Below are 16,872 nucleotides of genomic sequence, written 5' to 3' on the forward strand. Positions count from 1 at the left end.
TGCGCCACGAAGACCTGGTTCAGAACGCGCGCACCGCACCCTGAGCCACCGCGCCGGCCGTCTGCCGGCTCCACTGCGAGGCGCTGCAGCCGAAGTGGTGGCGGAACCAGTGGCTGAAGCTGCTGGGCCCTGAAAACCCCAGCAGCTCCGCCACCTCGCTCAGCGGCAGGTCGCTGTCGCGCAGGTGGCGCTTCACGAGGTCGGAGCGCACGTCGTCGAGCAGGCGGCTGAAGGTGAGGCCTTCGGCCTCGAGCCGGCGGTGCAGCGTGCGGCGGTCCACGCGCAGGTGCCGCGCCACTTCCTGCGCCGTGCAGCCGCCACCGGGCATCAGCGCCAGGATGAGTTCGCGGCAGGCTTCGCGCGTGCTCTCGCCGCGGTCTTTCAGCGCGGCTTCGAGGTACTCGCGCGCGAAACGCGCCACGCCCTGGTCGCCCGATTCGCGCGGCTTGCGCAGGTCGGCCGCCAGGCACACGAGGCCGTTGAAATCCTGGTTGAACTTGACGTTGCGGCCGAAGAAGGCGCGGTGCGCCGCCATGTCCGCCGGCGGGCGGTGCGTGAAGCACACCTGCTGCGGGCGCCACTGCGGATCGATGAGCTCGCCGAGGATGCGGAACATGATGCCCACGGCCAGCTCCATCGACTGGCGCATCGGCAGCCCGGGGCTGGGCAGCAGGTCTTCCTGGATGATGACCATGTCGCCCGTGTCCTCGAGGCGAAAGCTCAGCGAGGCGTTCACCAGCTTCAGGTAGCGGCCCAGCGTGTCGAGTGCGTCGCGCGGCGTGGGCTCTTCCTTGAGCACGACGCTGATGGGGCCCAGCGCCGAGAGCTTGCGCTGCGCCGCCAGCCGCAGCGCGAAGTCTTCGGTGCGCGTGGCGCGCGCGGTGATCTCGAGCAGCTCGCGCACCGCGTCGCCGGGGATCAGCGTCTCGGGGTGCTCGAGCAGCTGCGCCTTCAGCCCCACGGTGCGCATGAAGGCATGCGGGTCGCGGCCGAGCGACTGCACCAGCTCCACGTAGCCGCTGAGGCTCGCGCTGCGCATCAGTCGACCGAGGTGCTTCATGGTGGCTGTGGGAAGGGCCCCGTGTTCACTCGGGGCTGATCTTGAGTTGCAGTTTCTCGATGATGGCCCGATTGTGGGCGGTCGTGGCGTCCAGTGTCTGGCGCAGCTGCACCAGCGTCGCCTCGCGCGGCGGATCGTAGTTCTGCGCGAGCAGCGCCTCGCGGAACTTCGGCGCCTGCACGGTCCGGGCCACCTCGGCGCGGATTTTCTCCTGCAGCGCCGGCGGCATGCTGCTGAGAACGAACACGCCCACGCTCGCGTCGGGCATCACGAAGTCGGGCAGGCCCAACTCGCCGAAGGTGGGCACGTCGGGCAGGAAGCGCGAGCGCCTGGGCGACGCCACGGCCAGCGCCTTGATCTTGCCGCTGCGGATCAGCGAGGTGACGTTGCTCACCACCTCGAAGGTCAGCTGCACCTGGTTGCCCATGAGGTCGACCAGCGCCGGCGCCGAGCCTTTGTACGGCACCACGAGGATGTCGTTGCCGCTGCGCGCGCGCAGCATCTCGCCCAGCAGGTTGGAGCGCGTGCCCGTGCTCAGGTTGGCCACGCTGACCGAGCGCGGATGCTGTTTGGCATGCGCCAGCAGGTCCTTGACCGTGTTCGGCGGGAAGCCGGCATTGGCCACCAGCACATGGAACATGCCCGTCACCTCGCCGACGTAGGTGAAGGTCTTGAGCGGGTCGAAGGGCGTCTTCACCGTGAGCGGAATGTCGGACAGCACGCTCGACGGCCCGACCATCAGCGTGTAGCCGTCGGCCGGCGCGGCCATCAGCGCGCGCTCGGCGATGACGGCGGAGCCGCCCGGCTTGTTGTCCACCAGCACGGTCTGGCCGAGGTTCGTGCGCAGCTGTTCGGCGAGCAGCCGCGCCGCCGCGTCGGAGATGCCGCCCGGCGGCGCCGGAACGATCAGCCGAATGGGCTTGTCGGGCCAGGCCTGGGCCGAGGCCGTGCCGCAGCACAGCGCGGCCAGGAAGAGAAGGGAGGCTCGCAGCAGATGCAGACACATGGTTCGTCCTCAGGTGGAAGAGACAAAGGCGTGCGGATTCTGCGGCGCCACCTCCTGGGAATGCTTGGCGCCACGCGTCGGCCACTTACCGGATCGCGACAGCGAAACCTGTCTTTGCGTGCGCCGTTTCAATGCCCCAAAAAGACAAAACCACGCCCCCGATGAGCAAGAAGTTTTCGCAGCTGCGCCAGAAACTTTGGCTGCAAGCGCAACCCTTTCACCGGAGACAACCCCATGAATTTCCTCGACGGCCACCTGTATCCCGAGAACCAGCAGCCCCTGATCATCACGGCCGCGCCCTACGCGCCGGGCTGGATTCCCGCCGACTTTCCGGAAGACATTCCGGTCACGATGGAAGAGCAGATCCAGAAGGCGGTCGATTGCTACGAGGCCGGCGCCACCGTGCTGCACCTGCATGTGCGCGAGGCCAACGGCAAGGGCAGCAAGCGCCTGTCGATGTTCAACGAACTGATCGCCGGCGTGCGTGCGCGCGTGCCCGAGATGGTCATCCAGGTGGGCGGCTCCATCAGCTTCGCACCCGAGGACGACGGCGCCGCCGCCAAGTGGCTCAGCGACGACACGCGCCACATGCTGGCCGAGCTCACGCCCCGGCCCGACCAGGTCACGGTGACCGTCAACACCACGCAGATGAACGTGACCGAGCACGCGGGGCTGGACGACTTCAAGGGCCTGTCGCGCGGCGACCCGCGGCTGTATTCGACGTACCGGGACATGATCGTGCCCTCGAACCCCAGCTGGGTGGAAGAGCACATCCGCCGCCTCACGGCCGCGGGCATCCAGAGCGAGTTCCAGTGCTACAACATCAACAGCTTCGAGACCATCGAACGCATGATCCGCCGCGGCGTCTACAAGGGGCCGCTGGTGATGAACTGGGTGGCCATCAGCGGCGGCATGGACCAGGCGAACATCTACAACCTGGCCAACTTTTTGCGCGCCGCACCCGACGGTGCGGTGGTCACGGTCGAGAGCTCGGTGCTCAACGTGCTGCCCGTGAACATGATCGGCATCGCCCTGGGCCTGCACGTGCGCTGCGGCATCGAGGACGTGCTGTGGAACCAGACCCGCACCGGCAAGATGAGCTCGGTCGAGCAGATCAAGCAGCTCGTGCGCATCGCGACCGAGTTCGGCCGCCCCATCGCCACCGCGCAGCAGGCGCGCGAGATCATGAAGATCGGCGTGTTCTACGAGACCACCGAAGAGACGCTGCAGGCCAACGGCTTCGCGCCCAACCGCAATGGGGCGCAGCAGGGCTTCCTGCGCAAGCCGGCCTGATACCGCTTCCACCGCTTCCCGGGGGGCGGTTGACGTACCGACTGGTCAGTCGGTAGACTGAGCCGATCGCGCAGCTCACCGGGCTGCATCGCATCGAACCGAAAGCCTCCGATGAGCGAGAACTTCGCAGCCGAACTCCATCGCCGAGCGACCACGGCCCTGCAGGCCGGGCGCGCCGACGCGCAAGGGGAGGGCGACCGCGTGCCGGTCGGCCAGTACACCGACGAGGCTATCGCACGCGACGAGCGGCGGCTGCTGCAGCGGCATCCGCAGCCGGTGGCCGCCAGCGCCTCGCTCGCTTCGCCGGGCGCGTGGCTGTCGCTCACTCACACCGGCGTGCCGCTGCTGCTGGTGCGCCAGGAGAGCGGGCAGGTGCAGGCCTTTCTCAACGTGTGCCGCCACCGCGGCGCGCGCGTGGTGCCCGAGGGCAGCGGCAGCGAGGCGCGCGCCTTCGTCTGCCCGTACCACGCGTGGACCTACAAGCCCGACGGCGCCTTGCGCGGCGTGCCCGAGTCCTTCGGCTTTCCCTGCCTGAAGCAGGACGAGTCGGGCCTGCGCCGGCTGGCCACCGTCGAGCGCGCGGGCGTGGTCTGGGTCGTGTGCGATCCGTCGCAGGCAGACAGCGACCCCGGCGCGCACCTGGGCGCGCTCATGGACAACCTCGAGTCGCTGGCCGGGCTGCGCGCGCCCGTGGCCTATGCGCCGCGCACGTACGAGGTCGAGGCCAACTGGAAGCTGCTGGTCGACGGTTCCTTCGAGGCCTACCACTTCAAGGTGGCGCACCGCGAGACCATCGCCCACATGTTCCTGCACAACCTGCAGGTGATCGACGAGTTCGACCTGAACCGGCGCCTGTACCTGCTCAAGTCGAAGTTCCAGGAACACCGGCCCGACGCCGCCGGTTTCGATCCGCGCCGCTACGGCAACCTGACCTACTTCTTCTTTCCCAACACGACCATCCTGGTGCAGCCCGACCACGCGCAGCTCAGCATGCTGGAGCCGCTGGGCGCCACGCGCACGCGCGTGCACGAGCTCACGCTGATTCCCGAGGCGCCGGCCTCGGAGAAGGCGACGGCGCACTGGGACGCGAACGTGGCGCTGTACCGGCGCACGCTCGCGGAAGACTACGCGCTGGCCGAGTCGATCCAGGCCGGGCTGGCGTCGGGCGCGAACGACGCGCTCAGCTTCGGCACCTTCGAGTACAGCGCGCCGCGCTTCCATGCGCAGCTCGCGCAGCAGGTGGCGGCCATGCCGGCCGCACGCTGACGCGCGAGGGTGTCGCGCGTGCAACAACCAGACCCCAAGACACAAGAAAGAATGGCGCGCATCGCGTCTGATCGCCGGTCGCGTCTTCGCGGCATGCGCTCTTGCGCGTGACGCATTCCAGAACCGCCCGATGGCCACCCTTGCCCTTTCCCGTAAAGAAACGATCCTCGCGCGTGCGGAGCAGCACTTTGCCGACCACGGCTTCCAGGGCGCATCGCTGTCGGCCATCGCGCGCGATTGCGAGGTCGGCAACCCGGGGCTGCTGCATCACTTCGCGAGCAAGGAGGTGCTGTACCGCGCCGTGCTCGAAAAGCAGGCCGAAGACCTGACGGCGCGCATCTGCAAGCGCGTCGAGGCGGCCCCCGACCTGCCCGCGCGGCTGCAGGCGTTCGTCGCGCTGCAGGTCGAATGGATGCACGCGCGGCCCACGGGCTTCAAGCTCGTCACGCGTGAACTGCTCGACAACGCCGAGCGCATCCAGCATGCGCAGACCCGGCCGCTCGAAGGCTTTCTGCAAGCCAGCCTGGGCCTGGTGGCCGCGGCGCAGGCGGCCGGCCTCGTGCGCGACGATCTGTCGGCCGTGGTGGTGCTCACGCTCATCTTCGGCACGCTCAACTACGCCAAGATGGCACGGCCCACCTTCGCCAAGACCTTCGCAGAGCCCGCGCTGAAGAGCGACACGGCCTGGATGAAGGCGATGGCGCGCGACGTGCTGCGCGTCATCTCGCCGCCCTGATTTTTTCTTTCCCTTCCAGCAACCCCGACCAAAGGACGTTCTCTTGAAAACCCGCATCACCGAACTCTTCGGCATCCGCCACCCCATCATCCAGGGCGGCATGCACTACGTCGGCTTCGCCGAGCTGGCCGCGGCCGTCTCCAACGCCGGCGGCCTGGGCATCATCACGGGCCTCACGCAGAAGACGCCCGAGCTGCTGGCGCGCGAGATCGCGCGCTGCCACGAGATGACCGACAAGCCCTTCGGCGTGAACCTCACCTTCCTGCCGACCTTTGCCTCGCCGCCGTACCCCGAGTACATCGCGGCCATCGTCGAGGGCGGCATCAAGGCCGTGGAAACCGCGGGCCGCAGCCCCGAGGCCTACATGCCGGCGCTGAAGGCCGCGGGCATCAAGGTGATCCACAAGTGCACCTCGGTGCGCCACGCGCTCAAGGCCGAGCGCATCGGCTGCGATGCGGTGAGCGTCGACGGCTTCGAGTGCGGCGGCCACCCCGGCGAGGACGACGTGCCCAACATGATCCTGCTGCCGCGCGCGGCCGAAGAACTGAAGATCCCGTTCGTCGCCTCGGGCGGCATGGCCGACGGCCGCAGCCTCGTGGCCGCGCTCGCGCTGGGCGCCGAGGGCATGAACATGGGCACGCGCTTCATCGCCACCAAGGAAGCGCCGGTGCACGCCAACGTGAAGCAGGCCATCGTCAACGCCTCGGAGCTCGACACGCGCCTGATCATGCGTTCGCTGCGCAACACCGAGCGCGTGATCAACAACGCGGGCGTGGAGCGCCTCATGGAGATCGAGCGCGCCAAGGGCGACGCGCTGAAGATCGACGACATCATGGACCAGGTCGCCGGCATCTACCCGAAGGTGATGACCGAGGGCCACATGGACGCCGGCGCCTGGAGCTGCGGCATGGTGGCCGGGCTGATCCACGACGTGCCCAGCTGCGCGGAGCTCATCGACCGGATCATGGCGCAGGCTGACGAGCTCATCGCCAAGCGGCTGGCGGGCATGCTGAGGGGTTGAGCTGTCAGTACGTCACGGTCACCGTGATGGTGCTGCTGTAGGCGCCCGGCGCCACGTACTGAGCGGCCGGAATGCGGCCGTAGACGGTGTGGGGGCGCAGCGTGGTGACGCCACCGAGGGTCGCCAGCGCGCTGTAGCTGTCGCTGACGCTGTTGAGGCCCCAGACGGTGCTGCGCGCGTTGGTGGTGTAGAGGTTGTAGCCCAGCGGTGTGGCACCGACCGGGCCCACCATCTGCCGGCTGGTGATGTTGCCGGCCGAGCCCGCGTCCAGGCTGATCGTGAACGACAGCGTCACCAGGATGCCCAGGCCCGTGACCGTGCCGGCGACGGTCACGGTCGAGGTGTTGTCCTTGGGCGTCGCGGCGGCCGGGTCGTAGTTGCCGAAGGCCAGCGCTGTCGCGCTGACGGTGGCGCTGCAGCTGAACACGCCCACGCCCGAGCACGCAGCCCGCGACGCGCCCGGGGCCAGCAGCCCCGCCAGCGCCAACGCGGCGGTCAGCGCGGGGACGGCGACACGGGTTCGCATCGGTAAGGTCCCATCGAAGGCAGTGCGCCGGCGGCGCGGTCGGGCTCGCCCAATGTGAAGCGGCAATGCCCGCGCTTCCATCGCGCCTCGAAGCGTTCGTTCGGCTGCGGGTCGTCGACCGACACCAGCCCGTTGAAGCCCGACAGCAGCGAGGTGCCACGCGCCGGGCGCATCACGTCGATGCCCGGCGGCAGCGGGCTGCCGTCGGGCAGCAGCACGGTGACGTTCGCGATCGCGTCGCGCGCGATGTCGAAGCTGGCCTGCGCCACGCCCTTGTAGCGCGGCACCACGCGCAGCACGTCGCTGCGCACCTGCGCCTCGATCGGCAGGTCGCCGTTGTCGATGCTGATGTGGTTGGGCTCGTAGGCGCGCAGGCCCGAGACGACGGCGCGGCCTTCGCTGTCGGTGGTGGTCCAGGGCTGGTTCTCGCGGTAGACCTTCACGCCGGCGGCGCCGGGCACGGTCACGAGCGCGAAGGCGTCGTCCGACTGGCGGGTGGCAAAGCCCACGCCGCCCGCGAATCCCACGGCGCCGCTGGCGCGCAGGCGCACCGCGGTCTGGCCCTGGGCGCGCGCGGCTTCGGCCGTCAGCATGCCGTAGCGACCGCGCCAATCGACCGCAGCTTCGCTGCGCGCGTTCTCGCCATCGGCGGCGCGCAGGCGGTAGCCCCAGCCGGTGTCGTTGGGCGGCTGCTGCACCCACTCGGCCACGGCCGAGTGGCCGCCCGGCTTCTGATGCTGCACCGAGAGCGTGGCGTGCTGGCGCTCGCCGAGCGTGAAGCTGAGGCTCAGGTTCACCGAGGTGATGGAGCGCTTGCCGTCCTGGCGCGTGTGGGCCACCGACGTGCCGAGCCAGGCGTTGCCGCCCAGGCTGATCGACCAGCTGGCGGTGGTCACGCCGATGTGCTCGCCGGTGTTGTAGCGCAGCCGCGTGTGGCTCGCGCCCAGCGTGCCGTAGCGGCCGAGCGAGCGGCCTGCGAAGAGCTGCGTCTGTGCGTCGGTGTGCACGGGGCTGTCGTGCCAGGCGATCTGCGTGAAGCCGCGGCTCGCCACCTGGCGGCTCACGGAGAAGTTCGATTCGTCGCTGGTGCGCGTGTAGGCGGCGCGCCAGAGGCGGCCGCTGTCGCCGTCCTTGCTGCGGCTGGCGGCGCCGTGCAGCGAGAGCTCGCCGAGCGTGCCCCAGACCCAGGTCACGCCCGCGCCCGCGGTCTGGCTGCGCGAGCTGGCTTCGCCGCGCGCCTCGACGGTCACGCCGTCGTTCACGCCGTACCGCCACGTGCCGGCCACGAAGGGCGGGCCGTAGTCGAAGCTGCGCTCGCCGTAGCGCAGGCGCGTCCAGCCGGCTTCGAGCGAGTAGTCGGACAGGCCGGCGCGCAGCAGGTTCGAGCTCACGTAGTAGGGCGTGGTCACGGTGCGCTGCACGCCGAGCGCGTCGGTGACGGCGAAGCGCATCTCGCCCGCGCCGGTGAGCACGGGCACGTCGCTGAGCGCGAAGGGGCCGGCGTCCACACGCCGTTGATAGCGCAGCGTGTCGTTCACATACACCTCCACCGCCGACGGCACGGCCGCGCCGCCGCGCAGGGTCGGCATCGGGTAGCTGATGAAGCCGGGCTGCAAGCCGAAGCGGGTGCCGAACTGCAAGCCGCCGAAGCGAAAGGGCGTGGACCATGCGGCGGCCTGCGTGATCGTGTCGCCCACCGTGAGGCGCGTGAGCCGGGTGGGGTCGTCGCGGCGAAAGTAGCTGTCCAGCCGCGTCGTGCCGCGTCCGCCGAACGCGGACTGGCCGGCGACGAGGCTCGTTCCCACCAGGCCCCAGTCGCCCGAGGCCGCCGCATCGAAGTAGCCCGAGGCGCGCGTGCCTTCGCGGTCGTGCTGCAAGGCCAGGTCGTAGTTGAGAAAGGCCCCGAAGGCCGAGGCCGACAGCGGCGGTCGGTCGCCCGCGTGCGCATGCACGGTGCCCAGCGTGAACGCCTCGGCGGGCACGCTCAGGTCCACGCTTTGCGCGCCTTCGTCGAGCTGCAGCTGCGCGCCCGGCAGCGCGCGCAGGTCGTAGTAGTCGGTGCCGTCGCGCTGCAGCGCCGCGGTGGCGGGCCGCACCAGGCGCCAGGCCGCGAAGTCGGGCGCCGATGCCAGCAGCTGTGCGCCGCGCCGCAGCAGCGGTCGCGGCGCGGGCTGGCTCAGGCCGTTGATGCGCACATCGAGGATCGCGGGCTGCACCTCGCCCGCCATGTCAGCGGGCGACGTCTGTGCGCAGGCCACGCGCAGGCCCAGCCAGCCGCAGCAGACCCACAAGCTAGCGTGGCGTGGCGGGCGCACGGGGCACGCGCACGGTGGCGCTGGACGACGCCTCGGGGGCATCGGTGGCGGCCTCGACCTGCAGCCGGGTGTCGGGCGGCAGGGCGGGCAGTTCGATGTCGATGCCGGCCGACTGCCCGGCCAGCGCGTACTGCGACAGGCTCTTGCGCAGCAGCTCGGTGCCGTCCTCGCGGCGCACCACGAGCTGCGTGACCTGGATGTGCTCGCTGCCCTGGTTGTCGAACACCAGCCGCCAGGCCATGCCTGCCGTGCCGGTGGCGCGCCCCGAAGGCTGCAGCGACCATTGCAGCGCGCGGCGCAGCTGCAGCGGCGGCACGAAGATCGGCACGCCGATGCGCAGCAGCGTCTGCACCTTCGCGCCCTCGGCGCCGTCCGCCGGCAGGGCCTGGTCGCGCGGCAGCTGGCGCAGGAAGACGCGGTAGCTGCGCTCGCCGGCGTCGGCCGGCACCTGCAGCCCGAGGCGCACGATCTGCCGCCCGCCCGGCGGCAGGCGGAAGATGGCCGGGTTGACCAGCACGTCGCGCGTGGGTTCGTAGGCGTCGCGCCCGTCCTGCTGCGACCACGCCACCACCTCGGCCTGCACGGCGACCTCGGTGTCCTCGGCGTTGCCCATGGTGAGCGAAGCGACCGGGCGCTGCGGCGTCAGCACGATGCGCAGCGGCGCCACGCTGAGGCTGGTGGCCGCGGCGGGAGCGGGGGCAAGGGCGGACAGCAGCAGGCCGGCCCCCCATGCGACTGGCAGCAGGGCGCGACGCATGCCGTGGCGGCCTGCGGTGAAGGCGGTCAACGGCGCCCTCAATAGGTCAGCGAGACCGTGATCGTGTCCGAGTAGTCGATGGCCGGCGCCGCGGTGTACTGCCCCGTGGGAATCAGGCCGTAGATCGTCTGCGTCTGGGGCGTCCCGTTGCCGACGTAGCCGGTGCCGGCGACGCTGTTGTCCCAGTTGGTCTGGTGCGCGCTGTCCTTGAAGAGGCCGTAGCCCAGCGTGTTGTTGCCGGCGGCCGCCGTGGGGCTGGTCATCAGGCGGTTCGTGATCGTCGCACCCGAGCCGCCGCCCGCGCTCAGGCCGAGCGAGTAGGGCGTGCCGAAGGTGCAGGTCACGTTGAGGCTGGTGGTGCCGGCCAGCGCGGTGGCTGACGCCGGGTCGTACGGCCCGAACGCCAGCGTGGCCGGCGTGGTCATGAGGCAGGCCTTGAGCACCGTGGCCGTGACCTGGAAGGTCGTGGTCGTCGTGACCGCCTGCGCGGGCAGCAATGTCAACAAGGCACCGACGGGCAGCACGGTACGGGCCAGTGTGCGAAGGAGGGAGCGAGGCTGGTGGCGCATCGGACGGGACCTTTCATCGGTGACTGGAAACCCAGGAACGACAGTGAAAACCCACCCACCGTTTCCAGTAGTGGGCGCCCCCTTTCTAACCAATCTCTCCCCGATGGGACATAGGACGCAGCCCTGTCGTCGACAGCTTGCTACAGATTTTTCCGAGGCTGGGAGAGCTCATGAGTGATTTCGGTCTACAGCCTGGGCCGGGCCTAGGTCGGATGTCTTCATGGGGCGCGACCTCTTGTCGCAGGGGGGTGGTGCGTGCGGTGTATAGAACCGTTTACATTTACGCTCTTGGGAGTCGCCATCCAACGCCATTGCAACCTTGCCCGCGAGGTCCATCCAACGTGATCGCCGAAATACATGCTGATGCCGCGCCTGCTGGCCTCGCCTCGGGGTTCACCATGGCGTTCCAGCCCATCGTGGACCTGGGCCGGCACGAGATCTATGCGCACGAGGCGCTGGTGCGCGGCCTCTCGGGCGAAGGCGCCGCCGAGGTGCTGGGGCGCGTCGATCCGGTCGACCGCTTCGCCTTCCACGAAGCCTGCCGCGTCAAGGCCATCGAGATCGCCTCGCGCCTGGGCATGAAGTCGCGCCTCAGCCTCAACGTCATGCCCAACGACGTCGCGGGGCAGGCCGAGTGCTTCCGCACCGCCATGGCTGCCGCCAAGCGCTGCAAATTCCCCGTGCGCCAGCTGATGTTCGAGATCACCGAGGGCGAGCGCGTGCGCGACCTGCACGGCCTGGCCGACACCTTCCGCGCCTTCAAGCGCCACGGCTTCACCTCGGCCATCGACGACTTCGGCGCCGCCTACGCGGGCTTCGAGCTGCTGGCCGCGTTCCAGCCCGACGTGGTGAAGATCGACCTGAGCCTGATCCGCGGCATCCATGCCGACCCGGTGCGGCTGACCATCGTGCGGGGCTTCGTCGCCACCTGCGACGAGCTGCGCATCCGCGTGATCGCCGAAGGCGTGGAGGCGCCCGAAGAGGTGCGCGCCCTGCGCGAGATCGGCGTGGAGCTGTTCCAGGGCTACCTGTTCGCACGGCCGGCCATTGCCACGCTGCCGGCGGTGGCGTGGGACGCCGCCGCCTGAGCCTGCCCTGACCTCTGACCTTGTGGGTCAGACGTTGCTGGTCGCGCGCACTTCCTCGAGCGTGGTCCGGCCCGCCAGCACCTTCTCGATGCCGTCCTGACGCAGCGTGCGCATGCCCTCGCGCATCGCGGCGTCCTGCAGCTCCTCGGCGCGCGCGCCGCCCTGCACCAGCCGGCGCAGTTCCCTCGACATCACCATGAGTTCGTGGATGCCCACGCGGCCCCGGAAGCCGGTGTCGTTGCAGTGCTTGCAGCCGGTGCTGGTGTAGGTCTGCAGCTGGCCGTCGCGCCCGTGGCGCTGCACCCACTCGGCGCGCACGGCGTCACGCGCGGCCGGCGTGTCCTGCGCGCCGAAGGCGTGCATGTAGTCGGCCAGCAGCTCCTCGACCGCCTCGCGCGTCGCCGGGCGGCTTTGCACGCACTGCGGGCACAGGCAGCGCACCAGCCGCTGCGCCAGCACGGCCAGCAGCGAGTCGGCGAAGTTGAACGGGTCCATGCCCATGTCCAGCAGGCGCGTCACGGTTTCGGGCGCGCTGTTGGTGTGCAGCGTCGACAGCACGAGGTGGCCGGTGAGCGAGGCCTCGATGGCGGTCCTGGCGGTCTCGGCGTCGCGGATCTCGCCGACCATGATCACGTCGGGGTCGGCGCGCACGAAGGCGCGCAGCGCCTTGGCAAAGGTCCAGTCGATGCGCGGGTTGACCTGCACCTGGCGCAGGCCCGGCTGCGTGATCTCGATCGGGTCTTCGGCGGTCCAGATCTTGCGCTCGGGCGTGTTGATGCGCATGAGCGCGGAGTGCAGCGTGGTGGTCTTGCCCGAGCCCGTCGGGCCCACGCACAGCACCATGCCGTAGGGCCGGTCGACCGCCTGCGAGAACTGCGCCAGGTTGCGCTCGGACAGGCCCAGTGCATCGAGCGCGATGGGCTTGGCCGAGGCCAGGATGCGCATCACCACGTCTTCCAGGCCGTTGTTGGTCGGGATGGTGGCCACGCGCAGCTCGATGCGGTGCTGCGGCGAGTACTTCGAGAAGTTGATCTTGCCGTCCTGCGGCTTGCGCTTTTCGCTGATGTCCAGGTCGCACATGATCTTCACGCGCGCCACCACCGCGTTGCGGTAGCTGGGTGGCAGCTCCAGGTAGGTGTAGAGCCGGCCGTCGCGGCGAAAGCGGATGCGCGTCTTTTCCTGCCCCGGGTCGCTCTCGATGTGGATGTCGGAGGCGCCCTCGCGGTGCGCTTCGAGGATCATGCTGTTGATCATGCGCACCAGCGAGTTGTCCGACTGCTCCACGGGCGGCTCGCCGGCGGCGGGCGCGGCGGCCGATTCTTCCTTCTCGAGCGTCTTCAGCAGCGTGCTGGTGCCCGTCATGTCGAACTCGAGCGGACGCATCGGGTCGTTCATGTCGATCACCGGGCGCTCGGCCGCCACCTGGCCGACCTTCTCGTAGGCCTTGTGCAACACGCCGTCCAGGTCCAGGCACTGGCCCAGCACGGGAATGATCTTCGTCTGCGCGATGAACTCCACCTCGTCGATCACCGCGTGCCGGTTGACCGGGTCGTCGAGCGCTACCACCAGGCGCCCGCCGTGCAGCATGAGCGGCATCACCTGCAGGCGCCGCGCGGCCTCGTGGCCCACCTTGCGCAGCGCGTCGGCCGCGGCCGGAAACACATGCAGGTTCACCAGCGGGTAGCCCATCTTGCGCACCAGCGCGGTCTGCAGCTGGCCCCGGCTCACGACGCCCATGCGCACCAGCGTCTCGCCCAGCGGCACCGTGGGCTCGCGCTGCTGCTGCTGGAGCGCCGCGTCGAGTTGCGCCTGCGTGATCATGCCCAGCGACATCAGCGCCTGGCCGATGCGCGCGATCGGCATGCGGCTTTGCAGGTCGAGCTCCTGCACGAGCTGTTCGGGCATGACGACTTCGGTGGCTGCCATGGATGGGTCTCCTGGTGGGGGTGAGGGGCGCGGCGGGTGTGCCGACGCTAACGGTAAAACGCGAAACGGTTGCGGCCCTGCGACTTGGCCGCGTAGAGCGCCGTGTCCGCCCGCGCGAGCAGTTCGCCGGCACCGACGGTGGCATCGACCGTCTCGACGAACACGATGCCGATGCTGGTCGTGACGTCCAGCCGCCGGCCTTCCACGGGGAACGCCGGCGCCGCGATCTGCGAGACGATCTTGTGCGCCACGCCCGCCACCGCGTCCTGCGAGTGCACGTTCTCCAGCACGATCACGAACTCGTCGCCGGCCAGGCGCACCACGGTGTCGGTCTCGCGCACGCTGGCGCGCAGGCGGCGCGCGTACTCGGCCAGCACGCCATCGCCGGTGGAATGGCCGAGCGTGTCGTTGATGGCCTTGAAGTGGTCGATGTCCAGGAACATCAGCGCCATGCCGCCTTCGGCGCGGCGCACGCGCGACATCGCCGCGGGCAGCTGCTCGTTGAAGGCCAGGCGGTTCGGCAGGCCGGTCAGCACGTCCATGCGCGCCAGCTCGATGAGCTTGCGCTCGGCCTCCTTCAGCGCCGTGACGTTGAAGGTCATGAGGTAGAAGCCCGCCGTGTGGCCCGCCAGGTCCTTGTCGGGAATCAGGTTCACCTGAAAGTGCGCCTCCCGGTCATCGATCGGCACCTGCACCGGGTACTGCGTCGCCCTGCCGGCGAGCACCGTGGGCAGGTGGGGCGTGTGCTGCACGTACACCGCCTCGCCCACGGCCGAGCGCAGCGTCACGCCGTCGAGCGGCGCGCGCTCGTCCAGGCCCGCCATGCGCCGCGCGCGGCTGTTGCCGTACAGGCAGTTCTCGTCGCGGTCGAAGTAGGCGACCAGCGCGGGGATGTTGTCGGTCACGTCGCGCAGGCGCTTTTCCTGCTGCGTGAGGGCGCGGCGGATGTTCACTTCGTCGGTGATGTCGAAGGTCATCGCGAACACGCCGTGCACCATGCCCTCGGCGTCCTGGTCGGGGATGTAGTGGGCCTTGAAGGTGCGGTCGCCGATGCCCAGCGCCGCGTCGCCGGCCTTCTCGACGATCACCGTCTCGCCCGCCAGCGCGCGCTCCATGTGGGGCCGCACCACCGCGAAATCGGCCGCGCCCCGCACGGCCGGCATCCACTGGCCGACCAGCGGCTGGCCGTGGTGCAGCGTGCGCACCTTGGCATTGACGAAGGTGTAGTACAGCGCGGCGTCGACGTGCGAGACCAGCGCGGGAATGTTGTCGGCGATGGTGCGGATCTGCGCCTCGCTGTGCGCCAGCTCGAGCTCGATGTGCTTGCGCTGCGTGATGTCGAAGGTCATCGCGTAGTAGCCGCACACCCGCCCCTGCGCGTCGAGCTCGGGGATGAAGTCGGTCTGGAAGAAGTGCTCTTCCTCGTCGCGGTGCGCGGCGCCGCGCCGCTCGAAGGACACGGCCTCGCCGGCCAGCACGCGCCGCAGGTTGTGCTCGAGCGTCGGGTCGTCGTGCAGGCCGCTCATGCTCTGCACGGGCTGGCCCACCAGCTCCTCGGCGCTGTAGCCCAGCTCCTCGCACAGCCGCGCATTCACGAAGGTGTAGCGGCCCTGCGCGTCGGCGTGCGAGATCATGGCCGGCAGGTTGTCGGTGATGTCGCGCAGGAACTTCTCGCTGGCCTGGTGCTGCTGCATGAGCCGGTCGAAGGTGCGCGAGAGGTCGCCGATCTCGTCGTCCGGGTAGGTGCGCGCCACGGCCGCCTGCGCGGGCGCCGCGTGGGCGTCGAGCATGTGGCGGTGCAGCCCGGTGAGCGGGCGCAGCTGCTGGCGCACCACGGCCAGCGCCAGCGCGCCGGCCAGCAGCGCCAGCACGATGGCGCCGATCCACGCGGTGCGCTCGATGGCTTCGATGCGGGCAAAGGCCTCGTGGCGCGGGTACATCGAGCCCATGATCCAGTCGGCCTGGCGGATGCGCTTGAAGGCGTACAGGCCGGGCACGCCCGCATGGTTCACGCCTTCGATGGTGCCTTCGAAGCCGCCGATCGCGCGGTCCAGGTCGGGCGCGTCGTCGGCCATGGCCATGTTGGCCTGCTTGAGCACGCGGTCGGCCAGCGGGTGGTCGATCACGATGCCGTCGGCGGTGGTGATGAACACGTAGCCCGTCTGGCCGAAGCGCACGTCGGCCAGCTCGCCCAGGATGTTGCGGTCCTTCAGGTTGATGGAGCCCGAGATCACGAACAGCACCCGGCCGGCCGCATCGAGCACCGGCTCGGTGATGGCGACCTGCGCCAGGCCGTTGAGCCGGTTGCGGTAAGGCTCGGAGATCACGCCCGTGCGCGCGGCGACCGTGTCCTTGAAGTACGCGCGGTCCTTCACGTTCACCTTGCCGATCTGTCGCGCGCCGTTCAGGTTGGCGACCAGCTCGCCGTCCGTGTCCAGGAAGGCGACGTTGTCGAACGCCGCCCGCAAGGACTGGTGCTTCTCGAGAAAGGCCTGCAGCGGCGCGGCGTTCGTGATGCCGTGCGAGCCCACGCTCTCGGCGATCGTCTTCAGCAGGATGCGCCGGCTGGCGAACTTCTGCTCCACCGCGCTCGCGATGGCCGACAGCCGCGCGAACTCCTCGTTGGCGATCGAGGCCTGCATGCGGCTCTTGACCAGGTGCAGCGCCACCGTGGCGATGATGAAGGTGGTGGCCAGCACGACGGCCGCAACGCCGACGCTGAGGCGCGTGTTCAGGCTGATGCGGCGTTTCGCGGTCGCGAAGAGTTTCATGGGCGTCGTGCAGGCGGTGCAGCGAAGCGGCGGGGACCACCGGCCGGGCCGGCCATGGGGGCACGGCACACACCCTTCGCGCGTTGCGCAGCTAGTGTGTCAGAAAGTGCGAGAAATGCGCGCCATTGCGGTGCATCTCGCGGGGTTCCTGGGGGCCGGAGTGTTGCGCAGGTGCGCGAGGGAAACCAATCGTATTACTCGACGCGCGGCGGCGGCTCCGATCGGGCGGCCGCGGGCGAGCGGGCCGGCGCGATGAGCACCATCGCGCCGTCCTGCCCGCGCCGCACGCGCAGGCGCGTGCCGTCGAGCAGGCGCTCCAGCGCCGCGTCGGCGGCGACCTTTCCCCTGATGCCCCGGGTCGAGAGGTCCTTGACGTCTTCCATCTTGTAGATGAGCTGCACGCCCGACTGCGCGATGTAGGCGTCGAGCGCGGGCCGCAACTCGCCGCCCTTCACGTCGAACTCCCGCGCGTGGGCGAGGGCCAGCCCCGTCGCCAGCAGGCCGGCGGCGGCCACGAGGGCAAGGCGGGGGCGGGTGA

Annotated in this window: 14 protein-coding genes; 5 read left to right on the forward strand and 9 right to left on the reverse strand. The window is 69.8% G+C overall.

Annotated features, from left to right (window positions below; all coding sequences use genetic code 11):
* Positions 1–19 precede the first annotated feature (19 nt).
* Complete coding sequence (locus AC07Y4_RS13080; RefSeq protein ID WP_307694965.1) at positions 20–1,060, reverse strand: AraC family transcriptional regulator; 1,041 nt, start codon at positions 1,058–1,060, stop codon at positions 20–22.
* A gap of 25 nt (positions 1,061–1,085) precedes the next feature.
* Positions 1,086–2,066 (reverse strand): Bug family tripartite tricarboxylate transporter substrate binding protein, encoded by a 981-nt coding sequence (locus AC07Y4_RS13085; RefSeq protein ID WP_495274638.1) that lies wholly within the window; start codon positions 2,064–2,066, stop codon positions 1,086–1,088.
* Between the two features lie 234 nt (positions 2,067–2,300).
* Here AC07Y4_RS13085 and AC07Y4_RS13090 point away from each other — a divergent pair, with 234 nt between their 5' ends.
* The 4 genes from AC07Y4_RS13090 (at position 2,301) to AC07Y4_RS13105 (ending at position 6,382) form a co-directional block, all read left to right on the forward strand.
* The gene (locus AC07Y4_RS13090; protein WP_062477244.1) at positions 2,301–3,359 is read left to right on the forward strand and encodes a beta-keto acid cleavage family enzyme; all 1,059 of its coding nucleotides are present in this window, start codon (positions 2,301–2,303) and stop codon (positions 3,357–3,359) included.
* Positions 3,360–3,470: 111 nt separating this feature from the next.
* Complete coding sequence (locus AC07Y4_RS13095; RefSeq protein ID WP_495274639.1) at positions 3,471–4,625, forward strand: aromatic ring-hydroxylating oxygenase subunit alpha; 1,155 nt, start codon at positions 3,471–3,473, stop codon at positions 4,623–4,625.
* A 130-nt stretch (positions 4,626–4,755) separates the two neighbouring features.
* Positions 4,756–5,361, forward strand: coding sequence for a TetR/AcrR family transcriptional regulator (locus AC07Y4_RS13100; RefSeq protein ID WP_495274640.1), 606 nt, complete (start codon positions 4,756–4,758; stop codon positions 5,359–5,361).
* Between the two features lie 43 nt (positions 5,362–5,404).
* The gene (locus AC07Y4_RS13105; protein ID WP_062477251.1) at positions 5,405–6,382 is read left to right on the forward strand and encodes an NAD(P)H-dependent flavin oxidoreductase; all 978 of its coding nucleotides are present in this window, start codon (positions 5,405–5,407) and stop codon (positions 6,380–6,382) included.
* Between the two features lie 4 nt (positions 6,383–6,386).
* Here AC07Y4_RS13105 and AC07Y4_RS13110 read toward each other — a convergent pair whose 3' ends face one another.
* The 4 genes from AC07Y4_RS13110 to AC07Y4_RS13125 are packed head-to-tail and all read right to left on the reverse strand — an operon-like array spanning position 6,387 to position 10,549.
* The gene (locus AC07Y4_RS13110; protein WP_495274641.1) at positions 6,387–6,908 is read right to left on the reverse strand and encodes a Csu type fimbrial protein; all 522 of its coding nucleotides are present in this window, start codon (positions 6,906–6,908) and stop codon (positions 6,387–6,389) included.
* Complete coding sequence (locus AC07Y4_RS13115) at positions 6,878–9,199, reverse strand: fimbria/pilus outer membrane usher protein (RefSeq protein WP_495274642.1); 2,322 nt, start codon at positions 9,197–9,199, stop codon at positions 6,878–6,880. The genes AC07Y4_RS13110 and AC07Y4_RS13115 overlap by 31 nt, the downstream gene beginning before the upstream one ends.
* Before the next feature lies 1 nt (position 9,200).
* The gene (locus AC07Y4_RS13120; protein WP_495274643.1) at positions 9,201–10,010 is read right to left on the reverse strand and encodes a fimbrial biogenesis chaperone; all 810 of its coding nucleotides are present in this window, start codon (positions 10,008–10,010) and stop codon (positions 9,201–9,203) included.
* A gap of 8 nt (positions 10,011–10,018) precedes the next feature.
* Positions 10,019–10,549 carry a Csu type fimbrial protein gene (locus AC07Y4_RS13125; protein ID WP_495274644.1) on the reverse strand — a complete coding sequence of 177 codons (531 nt, stop codon included), beginning with the start codon at positions 10,547–10,549 and terminating at the stop codon, positions 10,019–10,021.
* Positions 10,550–10,947: 398 nt separating this feature from the next.
* Between AC07Y4_RS13125 and AC07Y4_RS13130 the strand changes: the two genes are divergently transcribed.
* Positions 10,948–11,637, forward strand: coding sequence for an EAL domain-containing protein (locus AC07Y4_RS13130; protein ID WP_062477265.1), 690 nt, complete (start codon positions 10,948–10,950; stop codon positions 11,635–11,637).
* Between the two features lie 27 nt (positions 11,638–11,664).
* Here the strand turns inward: AC07Y4_RS13130 and AC07Y4_RS13135 are convergent, their stop codons facing one another.
* The 3 genes from AC07Y4_RS13135 to AC07Y4_RS13145 all read right to left on the reverse strand — a co-directional run.
* On the reverse strand, positions 11,665–13,563 hold the full coding sequence (locus AC07Y4_RS13135; protein ID WP_095746605.1) for a GspE/PulE family protein: 1,899 nt from the start codon (positions 13,561–13,563) through the stop codon (positions 11,665–11,667).
* A 47-nt stretch (positions 13,564–13,610) separates the two neighbouring features.
* Positions 13,611–16,334 carry a sensor domain-containing diguanylate cyclase gene (locus tag AC07Y4_RS13140; protein WP_095746604.1) on the reverse strand — a complete coding sequence of 908 codons (2,724 nt, stop codon included), beginning with the start codon at positions 16,332–16,334 and terminating at the stop codon, positions 13,611–13,613.
* 194 nt (positions 16,335–16,528) lie between these two features.
* On the reverse strand, positions 16,529–16,872 hold a 344-nt coding region (locus AC07Y4_RS13145), incomplete at its 5' end, for an STN domain-containing protein (protein ID WP_495274645.1).

This window comes from Variovorax sp. GW460-12-1-14-LB1 (assembly GCF_059423605.1).